General features: G+C 63.5%; 19 protein-coding genes, 1 tRNA gene and 1 riboswitch. Of the genes, 10 read left to right on the top strand and 10 right to left on the bottom strand.

Annotated features, from left to right (window positions below; genetic code table 11):
• Positions 1–12: 12 nt before the first annotated feature.
• Positions 13–1,944, bottom strand: a complete 1,932-nt coding sequence (gene thiC / locus NCR93_RS04875; protein ID WP_175979900.1) for a phosphomethylpyrimidine synthase ThiC — start codon at positions 1,942–1,944, stop codon at positions 13–15.
• Between the two features lie 129 nt (positions 1,945–2,073).
• A riboswitch (TPP riboswitch) is annotated at positions 2,074–2,214 on the bottom strand.
• A gap of 220 nt (positions 2,215–2,434) precedes the next feature.
• On the opposite strand from thiC, the gene NCR93_RS04880 reads away from it, so the two are divergent.
• Complete coding sequence (locus NCR93_RS04880) at positions 2,435–3,376, top strand: EamA family transporter (protein WP_175979901.1); 942 nt, start codon at positions 2,435–2,437, stop codon at positions 3,374–3,376.
• A 350-nt stretch (positions 3,377–3,726) separates the two neighbouring features.
• Entirely contained in the window at positions 3,727–4,509 is a 783-nt protein-coding gene (locus NCR93_RS04885) for a DUF4397 domain-containing protein (protein ID WP_175979902.1), read from the top strand.
• A gap of 59 nt (positions 4,510–4,568) precedes the next feature.
• Here the strand turns inward: NCR93_RS04885 and NCR93_RS04890 are convergent, their stop codons facing one another.
• The 3 genes from NCR93_RS04890 to NCR93_RS04900 form a co-directional block, all read right to left on the bottom strand.
• Complete coding sequence (locus tag NCR93_RS04890) at positions 4,569–5,210, bottom strand: dihydrofolate reductase family protein (RefSeq protein ID WP_175980118.1); 642 nt, start codon at positions 5,208–5,210, stop codon at positions 4,569–4,571.
• A 293-nt stretch (positions 5,211–5,503) separates the two neighbouring features.
• Positions 5,504–5,638: an entericidin A/B family lipoprotein gene (locus tag NCR93_RS04895; RefSeq protein WP_008350566.1), complete on the bottom strand. Its 135-nt coding sequence runs from the start codon at positions 5,636–5,638 to the stop codon at positions 5,504–5,506.
• Positions 5,639–5,826: 188 nt separating this feature from the next.
• Positions 5,827–7,296, bottom strand: coding sequence for a sensor histidine kinase (locus NCR93_RS04900; protein WP_008350563.1), 1,470 nt, complete (start codon positions 7,294–7,296; stop codon positions 5,827–5,829).
• 149 nt (positions 7,297–7,445) lie between these two features.
• Here NCR93_RS04900 and NCR93_RS04905 point away from each other — a divergent pair, with 149 nt between their 5' ends.
• The 5 genes from NCR93_RS04905 (at position 7,446) to NCR93_RS04925 (ending at position 9,826) form a co-directional block, all read left to right on the top strand.
• Positions 7,446–7,622: a DUF1328 domain-containing protein gene (locus tag NCR93_RS04905; RefSeq protein ID WP_008350561.1), complete on the top strand. Its 177-nt coding sequence runs from the start codon at positions 7,446–7,448 to the stop codon at positions 7,620–7,622.
• A gap of 54 nt (positions 7,623–7,676) precedes the next feature.
• Positions 7,677–7,838, top strand: coding sequence for a DUF1328 family protein (locus NCR93_RS04910; RefSeq protein WP_008350559.1), 162 nt, complete (start codon positions 7,677–7,679; stop codon positions 7,836–7,838).
• Between the two features lie 195 nt (positions 7,839–8,033).
• Positions 8,034–8,609, top strand: coding sequence for a ferritin-like domain-containing protein (locus NCR93_RS04915; RefSeq protein ID WP_008350558.1), 576 nt, complete (start codon positions 8,034–8,036; stop codon positions 8,607–8,609).
• 94 nt (positions 8,610–8,703) lie between these two features.
• Entirely contained in the window at positions 8,704–9,336 is a 633-nt protein-coding gene (locus NCR93_RS04920; RefSeq protein ID WP_008350556.1) for a response regulator, read from the top strand.
• A gap of 49 nt (positions 9,337–9,385) precedes the next feature.
• Positions 9,386–9,826, top strand: a complete 441-nt coding sequence (locus NCR93_RS04925; protein WP_239295414.1) for a response regulator — start codon at positions 9,386–9,388, stop codon at positions 9,824–9,826.
• 9 nt (positions 9,827–9,835) lie between these two features.
• On the opposite strand, the gene NCR93_RS04930 is transcribed toward NCR93_RS04925, so the two are convergent.
• A complete protein-coding gene (locus tag NCR93_RS04930; RefSeq protein ID WP_250532179.1) occupies positions 9,836–10,636 on the bottom strand; it encodes a phosphodiesterase in 801 nt (266 codons plus the stop codon).
• Between the two features lie 59 nt (positions 10,637–10,695).
• Positions 10,696–11,052, bottom strand: a complete 357-nt coding sequence (locus tag NCR93_RS04935; RefSeq protein WP_008350549.1) for a hypothetical protein — start codon at positions 11,050–11,052, stop codon at positions 10,696–10,698.
• Positions 11,053–11,251: 199 nt separating this feature from the next.
• On the opposite strand from NCR93_RS04935, the gene NCR93_RS04940 reads away from it, so the two are divergent.
• Both NCR93_RS04940 and NCR93_RS04945 read left to right on the top strand, forming a co-directional pair.
• The gene (locus tag NCR93_RS04940) at positions 11,252–11,536 is read left to right on the top strand and encodes a hypothetical protein (RefSeq protein ID WP_008350548.1); all 285 of its coding nucleotides are present in this window, start codon (positions 11,252–11,254) and stop codon (positions 11,534–11,536) included.
• A 111-nt stretch (positions 11,537–11,647) separates the two neighbouring features.
• Entirely contained in the window at positions 11,648–11,860 is a 213-nt protein-coding gene (locus tag NCR93_RS04945) for a hypothetical protein (protein ID WP_008350546.1), read from the top strand.
• A gap of 29 nt (positions 11,861–11,889) precedes the next feature.
• Here the strand turns inward: NCR93_RS04945 and NCR93_RS04950 are convergent.
• Positions 11,890–11,974, bottom strand: a tRNA-Leu gene (locus NCR93_RS04950).
• 203 nt (positions 11,975–12,177) lie between these two features.
• On the opposite strand from NCR93_RS04950, the gene NCR93_RS04955 reads away from it, so the two are divergent.
• Positions 12,178–12,630, top strand: a complete 453-nt coding sequence (locus tag NCR93_RS04955; RefSeq protein ID WP_175979903.1) for a metallophosphoesterase family protein — start codon at positions 12,178–12,180, stop codon at positions 12,628–12,630.
• A 54-nt stretch (positions 12,631–12,684) separates the two neighbouring features.
• On the opposite strand, the gene proP is transcribed toward NCR93_RS04955, so the two are convergent.
• The 3 genes from proP to argA form a co-directional block, all read right to left on the bottom strand.
• The gene (gene proP / locus NCR93_RS04960) at positions 12,685–14,160 is read right to left on the bottom strand and encodes a glycine betaine/L-proline transporter ProP (protein WP_033536864.1); all 1,476 of its coding nucleotides are present in this window, start codon (positions 14,158–14,160) and stop codon (positions 12,685–12,687) included.
• A gap of 667 nt (positions 14,161–14,827) precedes the next feature.
• Positions 14,828–15,100 (bottom strand): oxidative damage protection protein, encoded by a 273-nt coding sequence (locus tag NCR93_RS04965; RefSeq protein WP_008350541.1) that lies wholly within the window; start codon positions 15,098–15,100, stop codon positions 14,828–14,830.
• Between the two features lie 58 nt (positions 15,101–15,158).
• Positions 15,159–16,529 (bottom strand): amino-acid N-acetyltransferase, encoded by a 1,371-nt coding sequence (gene argA / locus NCR93_RS04970; RefSeq protein WP_033536863.1) that lies wholly within the window; start codon positions 16,527–16,529, stop codon positions 15,159–15,161.

Genomic DNA, 16,529 nt, shown 5'->3' on the forward strand with positions numbered 1-16,529 from the left:
GAGTCAGAAGCTTCAGGTCGGCTGATAGATTTCCGCGCCCTTTTTCACGAACTCGATCGCCTTCGTCTCCATGCCCTTGGCGAGCGCCTCGCTTTCGCTGACACCTTGCTTCGCCGCGAAATCGCGCACGTCCTGCGTGATCTTCATCGAGCAGAAGTGCGGGCCGCACATCGAGCAGAAATGCGCGACCTTCGCGGAATCCTTCGGCAGCGTTTCGTCGTGGAATTCGCGCGCCTTGTCCGGATCGAGACCGAGATTGAACTGGTCTTCCCAGCGGAATTCGAAGCGTGCCTTCGACAGCGCGTTGTCCCGCACCTGCGCGCCCGGATGACCCTTCGCGAGATCGGCCGCGTGCGCCGCGAGCTTGTACGTGATGATGCCTTCCTTCACGTCGTCCTTGTTCGGCAGCCCCAGGTGTTCCTTGGGCGTGACGTAGCAGAGCATCGCGGTGCCGAACCAGCCGATCATCGCAGCGCCGATGCCCGACGTGATGTGGTCGTAACCCGGCGCGATGTCGGTCGTCAGCGGCCCGAGCGTGTAGAAGGGCGCTTCGTCGCACCATTCCAGTTGCAGGTCCATGTTTTCCTTGATGAGCTGCATCGGAACGTGGCCGGGGCCTTCGATCATCACCTGCACGTCGTGCTTCCACGCGATCTGCGTCAGTTCGCCGAGCGTCTTCAGTTCGCCGAGCTGGGCTTCGTCATTGGCGTCGTAGATCGAGCCGGGGCGCAGGCCGTCGCCGAGGGAGAACGAGACATCGTATTGCTTCATGATTTCGCAGATGTCTTCGAAGTGCTCGTAAATGAAGCTTTCCTTGTGATGCGCGAGGCACCACTTCGCCATGATCGAGCCGCCGCGCGACACGATGCCCGTCATGCGGTTCGCGGTCAGCGGCACGTATTGCAGGCGCACGCCGGCGTGAATGGTGAAGTAATCGACGCCTTGCTCCGCCTGCTCGATGAGCGTGTCGCGGAAGATTTCCCACGTCAGGTCTTCGGCCTTGCCGTTCACCTTTTCGAGCGCCTGATAGATCGGCACCGTGCCGATCGGCACCGGCGAATTGCGGATGATCCACTCGCGCGTTTCGTGGATGTGCTTGCCGGTCGACAGATCCATGACCGTGTCGCCGCCCCAGCGAATCGCCCACGTCATCTTGTCGACTTCCTCGCCGATCGACGACGTGACCGCCGAATTGCCGATGTTCGCGTTGATCTTCACGAGGAAGTTGCGGCCGATAATCATCGGCTCGCTTTCCGGGTGATTGATGTTCGCGGGGATGATCGCGCGGCCGCGCGCCACTTCCTCGCGCACGAATTCAGGCGTGATTTCCTTCGCCGCGTCCTTGCCGAACGCCGCCGCGCCGAAGGCTTGTCCGGCGTGCTGGCGGCCCATCATCTTCGCGAGCTTTTCGCCGTTGGGGCCGCTCGTGCGCAGGCTTTCGAGATACTCCGCGCGACGCTGGTTCTCGCGAATCGCGATGTACTCCATCTCCGGCGTGATGATGCCTTGCCGCGCGTAGTGCATCTGCGAGACGTTCTTGCCGGCGAGCGCGCGGCGCGGATGACGGTGCAAACCCGGAAAGCGCAGTTCGGCCGTTTTCGGATCGGCGGCGCGCTCGCGGCCGAACTCGCTCGACAGGCCGCTCAGTTCCTCGGTGTCGCCGCGCTTTTCGATCCACGCGCCGCGCAGCGCGGGCAGACCGCTGCGAATGTCGATCTGCGCGTCGGGGTCGGTGTACGGGCCCGACGTGTCGTACACGTAGACGGGCGGATTCTTCTCGCCGCCGAAGCCGTCGGGCGTGTCGGATTGCGTGATCTCGCGCATCGGCACGCGGATGTCGGGCGTCGAACCTTCGACATAGACCTTGCGCGAGTTCGGCAGCGGCGCGATGGCGGCGGCATCGACGACGGCGTTTTCCGAGAGGAACTTCGGGTTGGCATTCATGTGCTTGATCTCCTAAGGGACGATTTTTTTCAGCACGAGCGATGTCGTAGCTCGTGGTGACTCAGGAGCTAAACAGGGAGGAACGAGATGGAAAGGTACGGGTTCGGTTGAAGTGGCGTGGACTGCGGCCTATGGAACCCGAACGCTTCCCTGCGCTGGCATTATCCAGATCAGGTTCAAAGGGTATTTCTCACCCACGCCACACGAAGCGCTTCGCCGATGAAACCGCACGAAACCGCGATGTGCAACGCAGGACCCCCGCGTTAGCAGCCGACACGTTACACCGCGGCGTGGCGTCTTGGCAACCATCCCGAAAATGAGCCGATGGATGCGAGCGCTTACTGCATAATGTCGGGCGCCGCGGATTTCCGGGTTTTCCCGAAGGTCGCGCGGTCCTTCCTCGCGCCATTCCCCTTTGCTTTACGCCATGTCGTTCTGTCTGGTTTTGCCCGTTTTTCTCCGGCGCGCAGCCGTCGCCGCGGAGTGATGCATGTCCGCTCTGCCTCCGCCGCGCCTGCCGTTCAGCTTCCCTGACCGTTTTCCGTTTCGCGCGCCGCGCTCTTTCAAGGGGCAGGTCGCGCTTGCGCTGACGGTCGTCTATCTCGTTTGGGGATCGACGTATCTCGGCATCCATCTCGCGCTCGAATCTTTTCCGCCGTTGATGCTCGGCGGGCTGCGCAATCTGTTCGCGGGCATCGGGCTATTCTTGATCGCGGTGCATCGCAAGTCGGTGTGGCCCAGCGCGCGGGAAGTGCGCAACGCGGCGATCGTCGGCACGTTGCTGGAAGGTCTGTCGAGCGGGATGATGGCTTACGGCATGCGGACCGTGGGGACCGGCACGGCCGCCGTGATGGTCGCGACGGTGCCGCTTTTCGCGACGATCTTCACCGCGCTCAGCGGACGCGGCGTCGCGAAAGGCGAGTGGTTCGCGGTGGCGCTGGGTCTGCTCGGGATCGTGCTGCTGAATCACGGCGATCCCTCGCCGAGTTCGACGGTCGGCACGCTGGCGATTCTGTGCGCAGCGATCTTCTGGGCGGGCGGCGCGCATCTGGCGACGCGCCTGCCGCAGCCTTCCGATCTGCTGATGTCGACGGCGCTGCAGATCGGTTTGGGCGGATTGATCGCGACGGCGATCGCGTTCGCATCGGGCGAGCGGTTGACGAGCGTCGGCGTCGGCGCGGGGTTCTCGTTTTTGTATCTCGTTGTGATCGGTTCGATGGCCGCTTATGTCGCGTATAACTTTCTGATCCGCAATACGAGCACGATCGTCGCGACGAGTTGTCTTTATGTGAATCCGGTGGTGGCGGTTGGTTTGGGCGCGCTGCTGCTCGGGGAAATCGTCACGCAATGGACCTTGATTGCGACCGTTGTGATTCTGCTTTCCGTTGGGCTGTCGTTCTGGTTTGATCAGCGGCGGCGGGGGCTTCTCTGAACGCACCATCCTTGTAAAAACCGCTTCTCGTCACGCGGCGACGCTGCATTGATCGATGCAGCACCGCGCGGGGTCTTCGCGCATCCCGAGCAATTCCTCTAACGAATCCGAAACCCTTTCCGGACGGGCCTCAGCGGCCGATACACGCCATCGTCGCACCGTCTCGGGGCATGCTCATTGCTCAACGCATGCGCCACTTCGACGGCAAATCTGATCGATCGAAATGGCAAGAGGGAAACCCGAATCGGGCCCGGCGAGCGAGCGCGCAAAGTCCTGCGGATGCCTAATCGTCCGGACCCGGATGACGATGTGGCCGATCAAATCAAATCAAAACAAAGGAAGGTGAAACCATGAAGCTCATCCGCACCGCTGCCGCGCTTGCCGCCGTCGCCGCTTTGCTCTCCGCTTGCGGCGGAAGCTCCGATGACGTCAGCAAGGAAATCGGCGTCACTCAGCCGCAAGTCCATTTCATCCACGCGATCCCGAGCGGCCCGAACGTCGACTTCTACGACAACAGCAAGATCCTGCAGCCGAATCTCGCCTATAAGGCGGTGACGAACTTCGCGAACATCGACACGGGCCAGCACAACTTTTCCTACGCCGCCGTCAACACGACGACGCAACTCGCGACCGACACGACCATCTCGAACGCGGCGAAAGGGCACGAATACACGGTGATCGCGCTGCCGGACGCGGGCTTCGTGCCGTCGATCGCGGTGATCGACGATCCGTTCGACAAGGGCCTGCTATCGAGCAGCGCACGCGTGCGCGCGTTCAACGCATCGACGAACGCGCCGAACCTCGACATCTATCTCGTCGCGCCGGGCACGAACATCTCGACCGTCAGCCCGACGATGGCGGGCGTGGCCTACAAGAACGCCGTACCGGCGACGACGCAAGACTCGATCTACGTCTCCGGCGGCACGTATCAACTGATCGCGACGCTGCCGGGCTCGAAGACGCCGGTCTATAAATCGGCGTCGTTCGATCTCGTCAACAACGCGGACTGGCTCGTGACGACGCTGCCTTCGGGAACTGCAGCCACGCAACTCGTGCCCGAGAAGATTCGCGTGCTCGTCGCGCAGGGTGGCAACACGCAGCAGCCGGCGCTCGAACTGCCCGACACGCAATAAGGCATGAACCGCACAGCCCGGCCGGAAGAATCGGCCGGGCCTTTTCGTATCGCGCGCAGCTACTTCGCAAGGACGATGTGCGTGGCCCGCTCCGTCGGAACGTGCTCGACCGTCCGATATCCCAAAGCGCGCAAATCCAGACCGTCGAAGAGCGATTCCCCTTGCCCGAGCGCCACCGGCGCGAAAGCGAGGTGGATTTCATCCACATGGCCGGCCTGAATGTATTGCTTGACCGTGGCCGCTCCGCCGCCGATCTTGATGTCCTTCGCGCCGGCCGCTTCGCGTGCCTTTTGCAGCGCGACCTCGATGCCGTCCGAGACGAAGTGAAACGTCGTCCCGCCTTGCATCCGAATCGGCGGACGCGGGTAATGGGTCAGCACGAAAGTCGGCGCATGATAGGGCGGATCCTCACCCCACCATCCTTTCCATTGTTCATCCGGCCATTCGCCGCGAATCGGCCCGAACATGTTGCGCCCGAGGATGAACGCGCCGAATCCGTCCATCGCGCGCCGGGCGAAGTCGTCATCGACACCGGTTTCGCCGTCGTCTTTTCCCTGCATCCGCCGAAACGTCTGCGTCGGGAAAAACCACTGAAAGAGCTCCGGGCCCCGCACCCCGAGCGGATGTTCCAGACTCTGACCGGTTCCCGCGGCGAAGCCATCGAGCGAAACGCCGAACCCGGCTACTTTTACTTTGGCCATTCGTGTCTCCGTTTGCGCTGTGAATCCCGATGTCTGAAGCCAGGCATCATCGCTCAGGAAGGCATCGAGATGAGCGAACTCTATCGCAGCGAAGGGGATCTGGGTCATCGGCGTCATTGTGCAGAGAATGACGCGTGACCCGTGGGACGCCGCGAGCGGCCTGGACGACACACGAACGGCTCCAAAGACAAAAAAAATCCCGCCACGCGAAGGTGGCGGGAAGAGAGAGAACTACGTCAACGCTATGGAACGCCTGAGCGGGAACGCCGCAGCGAAGCGGCGCGCCTCGTGAATTACTTGTGCTGCTCCGCGGAGTTCGAGATGGCCTGGCCGCCCTTCGAGATGTCCTGACCGGCTCCCGAAACGGTGTTGCAGCCTGCGAGAGCCGCGCTGCCGGCGATGAGGAGTAGAGCGATGAGTCGAGTCATGTGTATTCCCCTTGGAGTTGAAATGCGTGACAGGAAAAACGGTTCGCGCATCGTGTGTGGTCGACGGGCGCCTGGCTGACGTCCTGTCTTACCGGTGTGATCAATCATAAAAAAGCGCATCGTTCGCGGATGTAGGCACGCATGCGATTCTGGTGTCGGCGTCGTCCGCATTTCGTGTCGGCGCCGTCCTACGTGGATGCCGCGACGACCGGCGCATCGGCGCTGCGCTCGCGGGGCATCGACACGCTGATCGCCGTGCCGCGCGGCGTCGCGCGCTCGATCTCGAAGCGTCCGCCGCGCGCCGACACGCGCTGCCGCATGCCGACGAGCCCATGCGTCTGCGTGCGCTTCAAATCCTGCGGCCGAATGCCGATGCCGTCGTCGGTGATCGAGAGCGACACGTTCGCTTCATCGACCGTCAGCGCCACGCGGATACGGCTCGCGTGCGCGTACTTCGCCGCGTTCGTGAGCGTCTCCTGCGCGACGCGGAAAAGCGCGATTTCGATCGCCTCGCCGAGCTTCACGTCCTCGCCCGGCAGATCGAATTCGACGTTCCAGCCGTTGCGCTGCGCGGCTTCATCGGCGAGCGAGCGCAGCGCCGTGACGAGACCGAAGTTGGCGAGCACCGTCGGGCGCATGTCCTCGATGATGCGGCGCTTCAACGCGATGCCCTGATCCAGATTGCCGAGCGCGCGCGCGAGTTTTTCGGCCATCGCGGGCTCGCTGTCCTTCAGCTTGCCGCGCACCCACGCGACATCCATCTTGCTCGCGGTGAGGATCGAGCCGAGTTCGTCGTGCAGTTCGCGCGCGAGCTCCGTCTTCTCGTTTTCGCTGACGGACTGCAAGTGCCACGCGAGCGCCTCGAGCTGACGCGTGCGCGCGAACACGAGCTGATCGAGCTCTTCCTGCTGCGTGATGAGCGCCTTCTGCACGCGCGCCTGCTTGTCGAGCTGAATGCCGAGATTACGAAACAGCAGGATGAATAGCACGATGTTGAGGGCGCACAACGCGCCCACGCACAGCGTCGAGATGCGCTGGTCGGCGCGGCTCGCGTCGAGCGCGTGTTGCGCGCGCTGCTCTTCGTTCAGGCGCAACAGCGACAGCGCCGCATCGAGCGTGGCGCTCGCGTCGGGTGGCGGCAGCGCACGCGTGGCATCGGCGTCGGGCGAATCGGCGATGCGCGCGGTGCCTTGCGCGATTTCATCGTCGGCGGCGGCGCGGATCTGCGCGAAGCTCGCGAGCGCGGTGTCGTCACCGATGCGCCGGTAATACGCATCGAGCCACGCCAGCGTGCGCCGCACGCGTCCGGCCGCGTCGCGGAAATGCGCCTGATACGCGTCGTCGGCCTGTAGCGCGAAGCCGCGTTCGTCGGCGGTGAGCGCGGCGATATCGGCGGCGAGCATCGAAAGCTGCGCGGTCGCGCCTTTCGCTTCGAGCGCGGTCTCGTATTCCGACGCGATCCGCATGCGCCCCGATTCCAGAATGATCAGCCCGCCGACCGTGATGACGATCGCCACCGTCATCGCGACCGCCCAGCTATAGCGGCGCATCCAGTCGTTGAAGCGCGTGGCGCGGCGCGCGATGCCTTCCGGCGCGGGCGGCGGCGTGTCCTCGGGCAAGATCGTCGTCGGTATCGCGGTGGGCGGTACGTGGCTCATGGCGTGGGTCGTCCGGCGTTTCACTTAGAGCAGCCGATTTGAAAGCAAGTGTCGGTGGATTCCCACAGCAAAAAAGGAGCCTGCCCGAATGCGCGGCGCGCATCGCGTGGCTACGATAGTTCCGTCATCCACTCCTACGGGGAACGATCATGCTGAAGTGGGCCTTGTTTTTCGCGATCGTAGCCGTGATCGCCGGCGTGCTGGGGTTCACCGGCGTCGCTGCCGGAGCGGCCGCCATCGCCAAGTTCCTGTTCGTGCTGTTCCTGATCCTGTGCGTCGTGTTTCTCGTGCTCGGCTTCGTCGTCACGAAAAAAGCGATCGATTAGCGGCGTTCCGGACGTATCGACAAAACGTAATCAAAAACTCAGGAAGGAGGTCACATGCTTCATTACGCTGCAGTCTTCTTCGTCATCGCCCTCATCGCGGCCGTGTTCGGTTTCACGGGCATCGCGGCCGGCGCGGCGGAAATCGCGAAGATCCTTTTCTTCATTTTTCTCGTCGTGTTCGTGGTCACTTTGCTGCTCGGCGTGTTCCGAACGTGACGCCCGCTTAACTAAAAGCCACGAGCCATCAAGCCGCGCGCGGGTTTCATCACCGTCGCGCGGTTTCTTCGACAGATCAGGCATGGTGTGTGCATCGGAGTATCGGATTGGATAGCAGGGCGCTATGGAAACCCTGGCGCCGAAGCCTGCTCCAGCGAACAACGTCAACTCACCTGTCAAAGAGGAGCGAACCAAATGTCCAAATCGTCTGCGGTAAACGCCGAGCCGAGCCAATCCACCGACGCCTTCGTTCTCGATGTCGAGAAGATCCGCGCCGATGCCCGGCAGCACATGGACGAAGGCGCGGTGACGACCGGCTACGGCGCCGATCGCGAGACCGTGCTGAAGCTGCTCAACGATTCGCTCGCCACGGAAATCGTCTGCACGCTGCGCTACAAGCGCCACTATTTCATGGCGAAGGGCATCCACTCGGAAGCCGTCGCACAGGAGTTTCTCGAGCACGCGAACGAGGAACAGCAGCACGCCGACACGCTCGCCGAGCGCATCGTGCAACTCGGCGGCGCGCCGAATTTCGCGCCCGACGGCCTCTCGTCGCGCTCGCATTCGCAGTACAGCGAAGGTAAGGATCTGATCGACATGATCCGCGAGAATCTGATCGCGGAGCGCATCGCGATCGACACGTATCGCGAGATCATCCGCTATCTCGGCGACAAGGACGTCACGACGCGTCGCATCTTCGAGGACATTCTCGCCGTCGAGGAAGAGCACGCCGACGACATGGCCGATCTGCTGGAAGGCCGCAACGGATGAGGACGAGGGCGCCGGGCACGCGTCGCGCGCCCGGCGCCCGCATGACATGGCCGATCCACTGGTAGCAGACCGTCCGGCAGCACGGACCACGCGAATGATTCGAGTCTTGATAGCCGACGACCACGCCATCGTGCGCAGCGGGTTCAGGCAGTTCGTCGCCGACGAACCCGACATGGAAGTCGGCGCGGAAGCCGCCACCGGCGACGAGGCCATCGCGCTCGTGCGCGCGCAGGCGTTCGATGTCGTGCTGCTCGACATCGCGATGCCCGACAAGAACGGCGTCGATACCTTGCGCGTCATCAAGCAGATCCGCCCGGAGCAGGGCGTGCTGATGCTTTCGGGGTTCCCCGAAAGCCAGTACGCAATCAACCTGCTGAAGGCGGGCGCGAACGGCTATCTGAACAAGGATGCCGCGCCCGACGAAATCGTGCGCGCGATCCGCACGGTGGCACGCGGGCATCGTTATCTGTCGGAGTTCATCGCGGATGCGCTCGCCGACAAGCTCGACAAGCCCGCCGCCGAGCGCCCGCACGAACTGCTGTCGGAACGCGAGTTTCAGATTTTCTGCAAGCTCGCGGGCGGCCAGTTGCCGACGGAAATCGCGCAGGAACTGCATCTGTCGGTGAAGACGGTGAGCACGTATCGCGCGCGCGTGCTCGAAAAAATGCGGCTTTCCAATAACGCCGACCTCACGTATTACGCGATCAAGAACGGCCTGATCGAATAGCGGCGCATCGTTCGAACATCCGCGAGAGCACTGCCGGAGGACGCCCGCCGTGGGCAATCACATCGACACTGACGACCGAATGGAGCAGCCGGGCGCGCGGCGGCCGCCGCTCGCGGCGTTGCTGATCGAGGATTCGCCGCTTATCCGCCGCAGCCTGACCGAGGCGATCGACGCGCTCGGGCCGTGGCGCGTGACCGCGTTCGCCGATGCGCCCGACGAGGCCATCGCGCTGCTGTCGTCGCGGACTTTCGATGCGATCATCGTCGATCTGCAACTGAAGCGCGGCTCGGGCATCGACGTGCTCGCCTGGCTCAAGGAGGGCGGCGCGCCGCGCTCGGAAACCGCGTTCATCGCGGTGCTCACGAATCACGCGCTGCCGACGTATCGCGAGCGTTGCCTGCAATACGGCGTGCGTCACTTCTTCGACAAATCGCTCGAGTTCGATCGCGTGCTCGACGCGCTCGACGACTACGCGCGCGAGCGCACCTGAAGGCTCGGCTCAGAAAGGCTGCGGCCCGCCACCTTGTTCGACGCTCATGCAATGCGTGACGAGGCCGACGCCGGCGCGCCACAGATGCAGCCCGAATGCGGGCGGCTCCATCACGAAGGCTTCTGGACCATCGGATTTCAATTGCAGCGCGACCTGATGCGCCGTCGACGGGGCGCACCACACGATCGTGCCGCCGAAGCGCGCGCTGATCGCGCGGTGCACGTGGCCGCATACGATGCGCTCGACGTTCGGATGACGCCGCACGAGTGCGTCGAGCGCGCGGCTGTCGTCGGGCGCGAGGCGGATGTCGTCCATGAAGCCGATGCCGCATTCGATCGGCGGATGATGCATGCCGATCAGCACCGGCCGGTCGCGCGAGGCGTCGAGCTGCGCTTCGAGCCAGGCAAGGCGCGTGGCGCACAGGCGTCCCGCGCCGGAGCCGGGATCGAGGGTGTCGAGCGCGATCACGCGGACTTCGCCGACGTCGAACGCGTACTGCACGAAACCGTCGTGATCCGCGAGCTCGGGGAGATCGCCGAAGACGGCGCGCAGATTCGCGCGGTCGTCGTGATTGCCGGCGATGACGCGCCACGGAATGGCGAGCCGGTCGAGGAGCGTGCGCAGATGCCGGTATTCGTCGATGCCGCCCGCATCAACGAGATCGCCGGTAACAAGCACGGCGTCGGGGCGCGGATCGAGCGCGTTGAGGACGTCGATCGCGCGGGCGAGATACGCGGCGGTATCGACGCGGCCGTAGGCGAGCGTGCCCGGCGGCGTGATGTGCAGATCGCTGATCTGGGCGAGCAGCATGCGCGAATCTCCTCGTCGCGGACGGTTTCGGGCTGGGTCGTCGGATTCAGCCGTCGGATTCAGTCGTCGGATTCGGCGACCGGCGGCTTGGGCGCGAGCTTCGCGGGGACGAGCCACTGGAAGCCGGTCATCGACGTTTCGCTGAACGTGCATTCGGCGGCTGCGGGCACCGATGAAGACTTCGTGGCCGGCGGCTTCGGCGGATTCTGGATCGTGCCGTGCACGACGACCCGCGAGCCATGATAACTCGCGCCGGAACCGGTGATTTTGAGCGGCGCGCTCGCGGCGTCGGGATAGTCGGCCCGCACCTTCTCCTTGCAGGTCTCGACGTTCTTGTAATAGGACGTGCAGCCGCCGAGACAGGCGAGCGAAGTCGTGAGCAGGACGGGCAGCAGGTGACGGATGCGATGGTTCATCGATGAATTCGGTCGGTGCCCGATGCGGCGAGACGCGCCGGGGCGTGATGAGTGTCGGGCGGAGCTTTATAACATGCGTGCCGCAGTGCATCACTGTAGTGCATCGCGGCGCGTGACCGCTTGTTTTGTGCAGCGATGCGGTAGCACAATCGGCACTGACGTTGGACGAGCGCGTTCCTCACCGATGGAGACGACCGCCATGCAGAAGGACATCGAAGTAGGCGATTACCTGCTCGCCATGCAGGCCGTGCCGAAGCCGCTCGCGGCCGATGGCGACGAGGATGCGGCGCCGTCCGAAGGTTACGCGATCCGCGTGCGCGTGACGCGCCTCGACCAGAAGCCGCTGCACGGTTCGAAACTCGCCGACGACTCCGGCGAAATGACCGGCGACCGCGGCCCGTTCGAGACCGTCGCCGAGGCGATCGCGCACGGCGAGGCGTGGGGACGGCACTACGTCGCGCGTGTGCTGGGGCATGCGGTGTAGGCAGCGAAGGCAGCGAAAGAGGGGATCGGTTTCCCCGCGTGCGGCGGGTTCAGCGAGATGGTGCGTGCGGCTAGACTCGGGTTCATCGACCGGACCATCGCGGAGCCCGCCATGACGCCCGTTGCGCTCTACATCACCCCGAACTACATCGCTTCCGTGAAGAGCGGCAAGGCGCGCGACTGCTTCGGCGGTACGGTGCGCTTCGTCGGCGTGGATGCGTTGCCGTTCGATATCGAGCATGTGTGCCTGCTCGAACGCGATACGGCGATCGAAGCGCTGCTCGATGCAGTGAGGGATGCGGAGCGGTTGTTGAACGCGGTGTGAGGGTGCGGCGCGCTGCCCTTCATACTGCTTGGTGCCGGGGACCGGACTCGAACCGGCAAGCCGTGAGGCGGCGGATTTTAAGTCCGCTATGTTTACCAATTTCATCACCCCGGCAGGGCGGACGCGATTCTACCATTGCATGCGACCGCGCCAAAGCCGCGCCGCTCGTCGTATACAAGCCGTTCGACAAGGTTTCGGCCGTCCCGCATAATCGCCGGCACCGATTCAGTCGCGAGGACACGATGATGGTGCCGGAACTGAACGTGGCGCACGGCGAGGACTTCGGCGTGCGCGCGAACGAAGAAGCGTGACGCCTCATGCGTATTGCCCTTATCTCCGATACCCATAACCTCGTGCGCCCCGAAGCGCTCGACGCCTTGCGCGGCTCCGCGCACATCATCCACGCGGGCGATATCTGCAGACGCGACGTGCTCGATGCGCTCGCGTCGCTCGCGCCGCTCACCGTCGTGCGCGGCAACAACGATATCGCCGATGACCTCGCGCGGCTGCCCGAACACGCGCGCATCGAACTGGGCGGCGCGACGATTCACGTCGTCCACGATATCGCCGATGTGCCGAAGCAGCTCGACGGCATCGATGTCGTCGTGACCGGTCATTCGCACAAGCCGCTCATCGAGCGGCGCGGCGACGTGCTCTTCGTGAATCCCGGCAGCGCGGGGCCGCGTCGCTTCAGATTGCCGGTCACGCTCGCGCTGCTCGATATCGACGACGGCAAAGCGGAAGCGCGCATCGTTTCGCTGATCGAATGAAAAAAGGGCCGGCGCTTCATGCACCGGCCCTTCCATTCGATCACGCCAGAACGCTTACGCGCGCACCGTGCCTTCCGGGAACGCATCGTCCATTTCGGCGGCTTCGCGATGGCCGCGCAGAATCGCATGCGCTTCCGACTTCGACGCGACCGCCGGCGGCGAGCCCTTCAGCGGCTTCTTCGCCGTCTCGGAGAGCGCGAGCACCGACACGATGCCGATGATCGACGCGCCCATCAGATAGTACGCGGGCATCATCAGGTTGCCGGTCGTGTCGACGAGCCATGCGGTGACGAGTGGCGTCGTGCCGCCGAAGAGCGACACCGACACGTTGAAGCCGATCGCGAGCGCACCGTAGCGGATCTTCGTCGGGAAGAGCGCCGGCAGCGACGACGGCATCACGCCCGTGAACGTCGACAGCAGCGCGCCGAGAATCATCATGCCGGCGAAGATCGACGGAACGGTGCCCATGCGGATCAGCGAGAGCGAAGGAATCGACAGCACCAGCAGACCGATACAGCCGGCGAGCATCACCGGCTTGCGGCCGATCGTGTCCGACAGACGGCCGGCGAGGAGCGTGAGCGGCATCATCAGCACCATCACGACGAGCACGATGAAGAGGCCGTGCGTCTCGTTGAACTTGAGCGTCGCCGACAGATAGCTCGGCAGATACGACAGCGCCATGTAGTCGGTCACGTTGAAGATCAGCACGAGGCCCACGCATTGCAAGAGCGGCTTCCATTGCTGGATAAGCGTCTCGCGGAACTGCTCCTTGGTCGTCTCGTGCGACACGGCTTCGGCCTTTTCGGCTTCACGCTGGAACGCAGGCGTTTCTTCGAGCTTCATCCGGATGTAGAGACCGATCAGGCCGAGCGGACCCGCGATCATGAACGGAATGCGCCAGCCCCACGACAGCAGGTCTTTTTCCGACATCACCGCCGTCAGCACCGCGACCACGCCCGCGCCGAGCACGTAGCCGACGAGCGTGCCGAATTCGAGAAAGCTCGACATGAAGCCGCGCTTCTTGTCCGGCGAAAATTCGGCGATGAAGGTCGCCGCGCCGCCGTACTCGCCGCCCGTGGAGAAGCCCTGCACGAGACGCGCGATGAGCAGCAGTACCGGCGCCATCACGCCGATCGATTCGTAGCTCGGAATGATGCCGATACAGAAGGTGCCGACGGCCATCATGATCATCGTCATCGCGAGCACGCGCTTGCGGCCGATGCGGTCGCCGAGCGGGCCGAACACCATGCCGCCGATCGGGCGCACGAGGAAAGCGGCGGCGAACGTGCCGAAGGTCGCGAGCAACTGCGCGGTGGGGCTGCTCGACGGGAAGAACACACGGCCGAGCGTCACGGCGATGTAGCTGTACACGCCGAAATCGAACCACTCCATCGCGTTACCGATGGCCATGGCGCCGACGGCGCGCTTCAACAGGGATTGATCGACGATGGTGATGTCGTCGAGGGTGAGGTCGGACTTCTGACTGGATGAATCGCGTTTGCGCCAAAGGCCCTCGTTAAGAGAAGACATAGTTCGAAAAACTCCGTATTCGATCCCGACGCTCAAAGAACGTCGGGTGCGTCGCCGCGGAGGACGGACGCAAATTACCGGGATAGTGCAGTTTCGAGACGGCGCCGCGAACGCTTGAAGACGAAAGCAAAGGCTTTCCGCGACCTCGGGCCGAGCGGCTCGAAGTCGATGAGCGAAAAGAAACACGGTGCCGGTGCCTCGCGCGGGTGTAGTCGCGAAATTGCACTCGGGTGAAACACACGAATTTGACGTGCGGACGGCGAACGCAGCGCTGAATGACTGAGTTGCCGCGGGTGGGCCGCGACGTCGGCGAAAAAACAACTTGAGACGAAAAAGGCCGGCGTTACTGCTTGGAAAACCGACGCGCCTCTTTGTATAAGAAACTGTCACTACCGCGCAACGCCCGAACTTGAAGTCGGAAACATTTGCACGTGAATGATGGTGAATTGCTGTTGATAACGAGCAAGATGATAACACGATGACTGACGATCTGCAAACCGGTCTGCCACCGCGCTCGAGCCCGGCGGCCGCAAAGCCTTGTCGGACGTAGGATTGCGCCGATTGTCATCTCGTGGTTCGATGTACTAAGCGGAACAATTTTCCGCCGCGCGGACAACAAAAAACCGGCCGCTCGGGCCGGTTTTTGCGATGCGATGAACGCGCGATTTCAGCTTTGCGGCGGCACGTAGCCGGACGCCGTATCGGCGCCTTCGCCGAAGAAATACTTCTCCGTCTGCTTGATCAGATACTGGCGTGCGCGCGGATCGGCCATGTTCAGCCGATTCTCGTTGATGAGCATGGTCTGCTGCTTGAGCCAGCCTTGCCAGGCTTCCTTCGAGATCGTTTCGTAGATGCGCTTGCCGAGCTCGCCCGGCAGCGGCGGGAAATCGAGTCCTTCGGCTTCCTTGCCGAGCTTCGCGCATTGAACCATTCGGGCCATTGTGAGTTTCTCCTCTGTATCGGGGGCAAAGCGCCGTTCGACGCTTCTTGGATCATGTTCAAAGCTGTTTCATCAGGACGAGCGACTTGCGCTGCCAGTTATAGAGCCGCCGGCGATCTTCGGGCAGATCGTCCACGGTCACTTTCACGAAACCGCGTTTCAGGAACCAGTGTTCGGTGCGCGTCGTCAGCACGAAAATGCGCGTCAAGCCGCGTGCGCGGGCGCGCTGTTCAATGCGCTTCAACAGGCGTTCGCCGTCGCCCGAACCTTGCGCTTCCGGCGCGACCGTCAGGCAGGCCATTTCGCCGATGCGCTCCTGTGTGTACGGATAGAGCGCCGCGCAGCCGAACAGCACGCCATCGTGCTCGATGACCGAGAAATGGTCGATGTCGCGCTCGATCTGGTGCCGTCCGCGCCGTACGAGCGTGCCGTCGGATTCGAGCGGCTCGATCAGCGTGAGAATGCCGCCGACGTCGTCGGGCGTCGCTTCGCGCAGGCTTTCGAGATTCTCGTACGAGATCATCGTGCCGACGCCGTCGTGCAGGAACAGTTCGAGCAGCACGCTGCCGTCGAGCGAATACGGAATGATGTGGCCGCGCGCAACGCCGCCGCGGCACGCGCGCACCGTATGCTTCAGATAGAACGCCGTGTCGCCCTGCAATTCGCCGCTTTCCTGCAAGCGATAGGCGTCGTCGAGCGACATTTCGCGGATCAGCTCGTTTTCCGAGTCGCCGAGACCCGGAATTTCGGTCACGAAAATGATCTTGTCGGCGCGCAGCGCAATGGCCGCGGCGGACGCGACATCTTCCATCGACAGGTTGAAGGCTTCGCCCGTCGGCGAAAAACCGAGCGACGACAGCAGCACGAGCTTGTTCGACGCGAGCGACTGGCGGATGGAATCGCCGTCGATCTTGCGCACGACGCCGGTGTGCTGGAAATCGACGCCATCGAGAATGCCGACCGGCCGCGCCGTCACGAAGTTGCCCGACACCACGCTGATGTGCGCGTGCGCCATCGGCGTGTTCGGCAAGCCCTGGCTGATCGCGGCCTCGATGTCGAGACGCACTTCGCCGGCGGCTTCTTTTGCGGATTCGAGCGCGCGGGCATCCGTTATGCGCAAGCCGTGAGAGAACGACGACTCGACGCCGTGCAGGCTCAGTTGCTCGTCGAGCTGCGGACGCGAGCCGTGCACGAGCACGACGTGGATGCCCATTGCGTGCAACAGGCCGACGTCCTGCACGAGCGCGTTGAGGCGACCTTCCTGCACGAGTTCCCCGCCGAACGCGACAACGAAAGTCTTGTTTCGAAACGCGTGAATGTAGGGCGCGACGGATCGCATCCAGTCGACGAACTGGGCGTGGGGATTCGGCGCTTCGGGCTCGACTGCCGGCTGCGTCGCGGTCATCGTGAGGTCGGTTTGGGAATTCAT

Origin of the sequence: Caballeronia sp. ATUFL_F1_KS39 (genome assembly GCF_023630985.1) — a bacterium.
Lineage (GTDB): Bacteria > Pseudomonadota > Gammaproteobacteria > Burkholderiales > Burkholderiaceae > Caballeronia > Caballeronia zhejiangensis.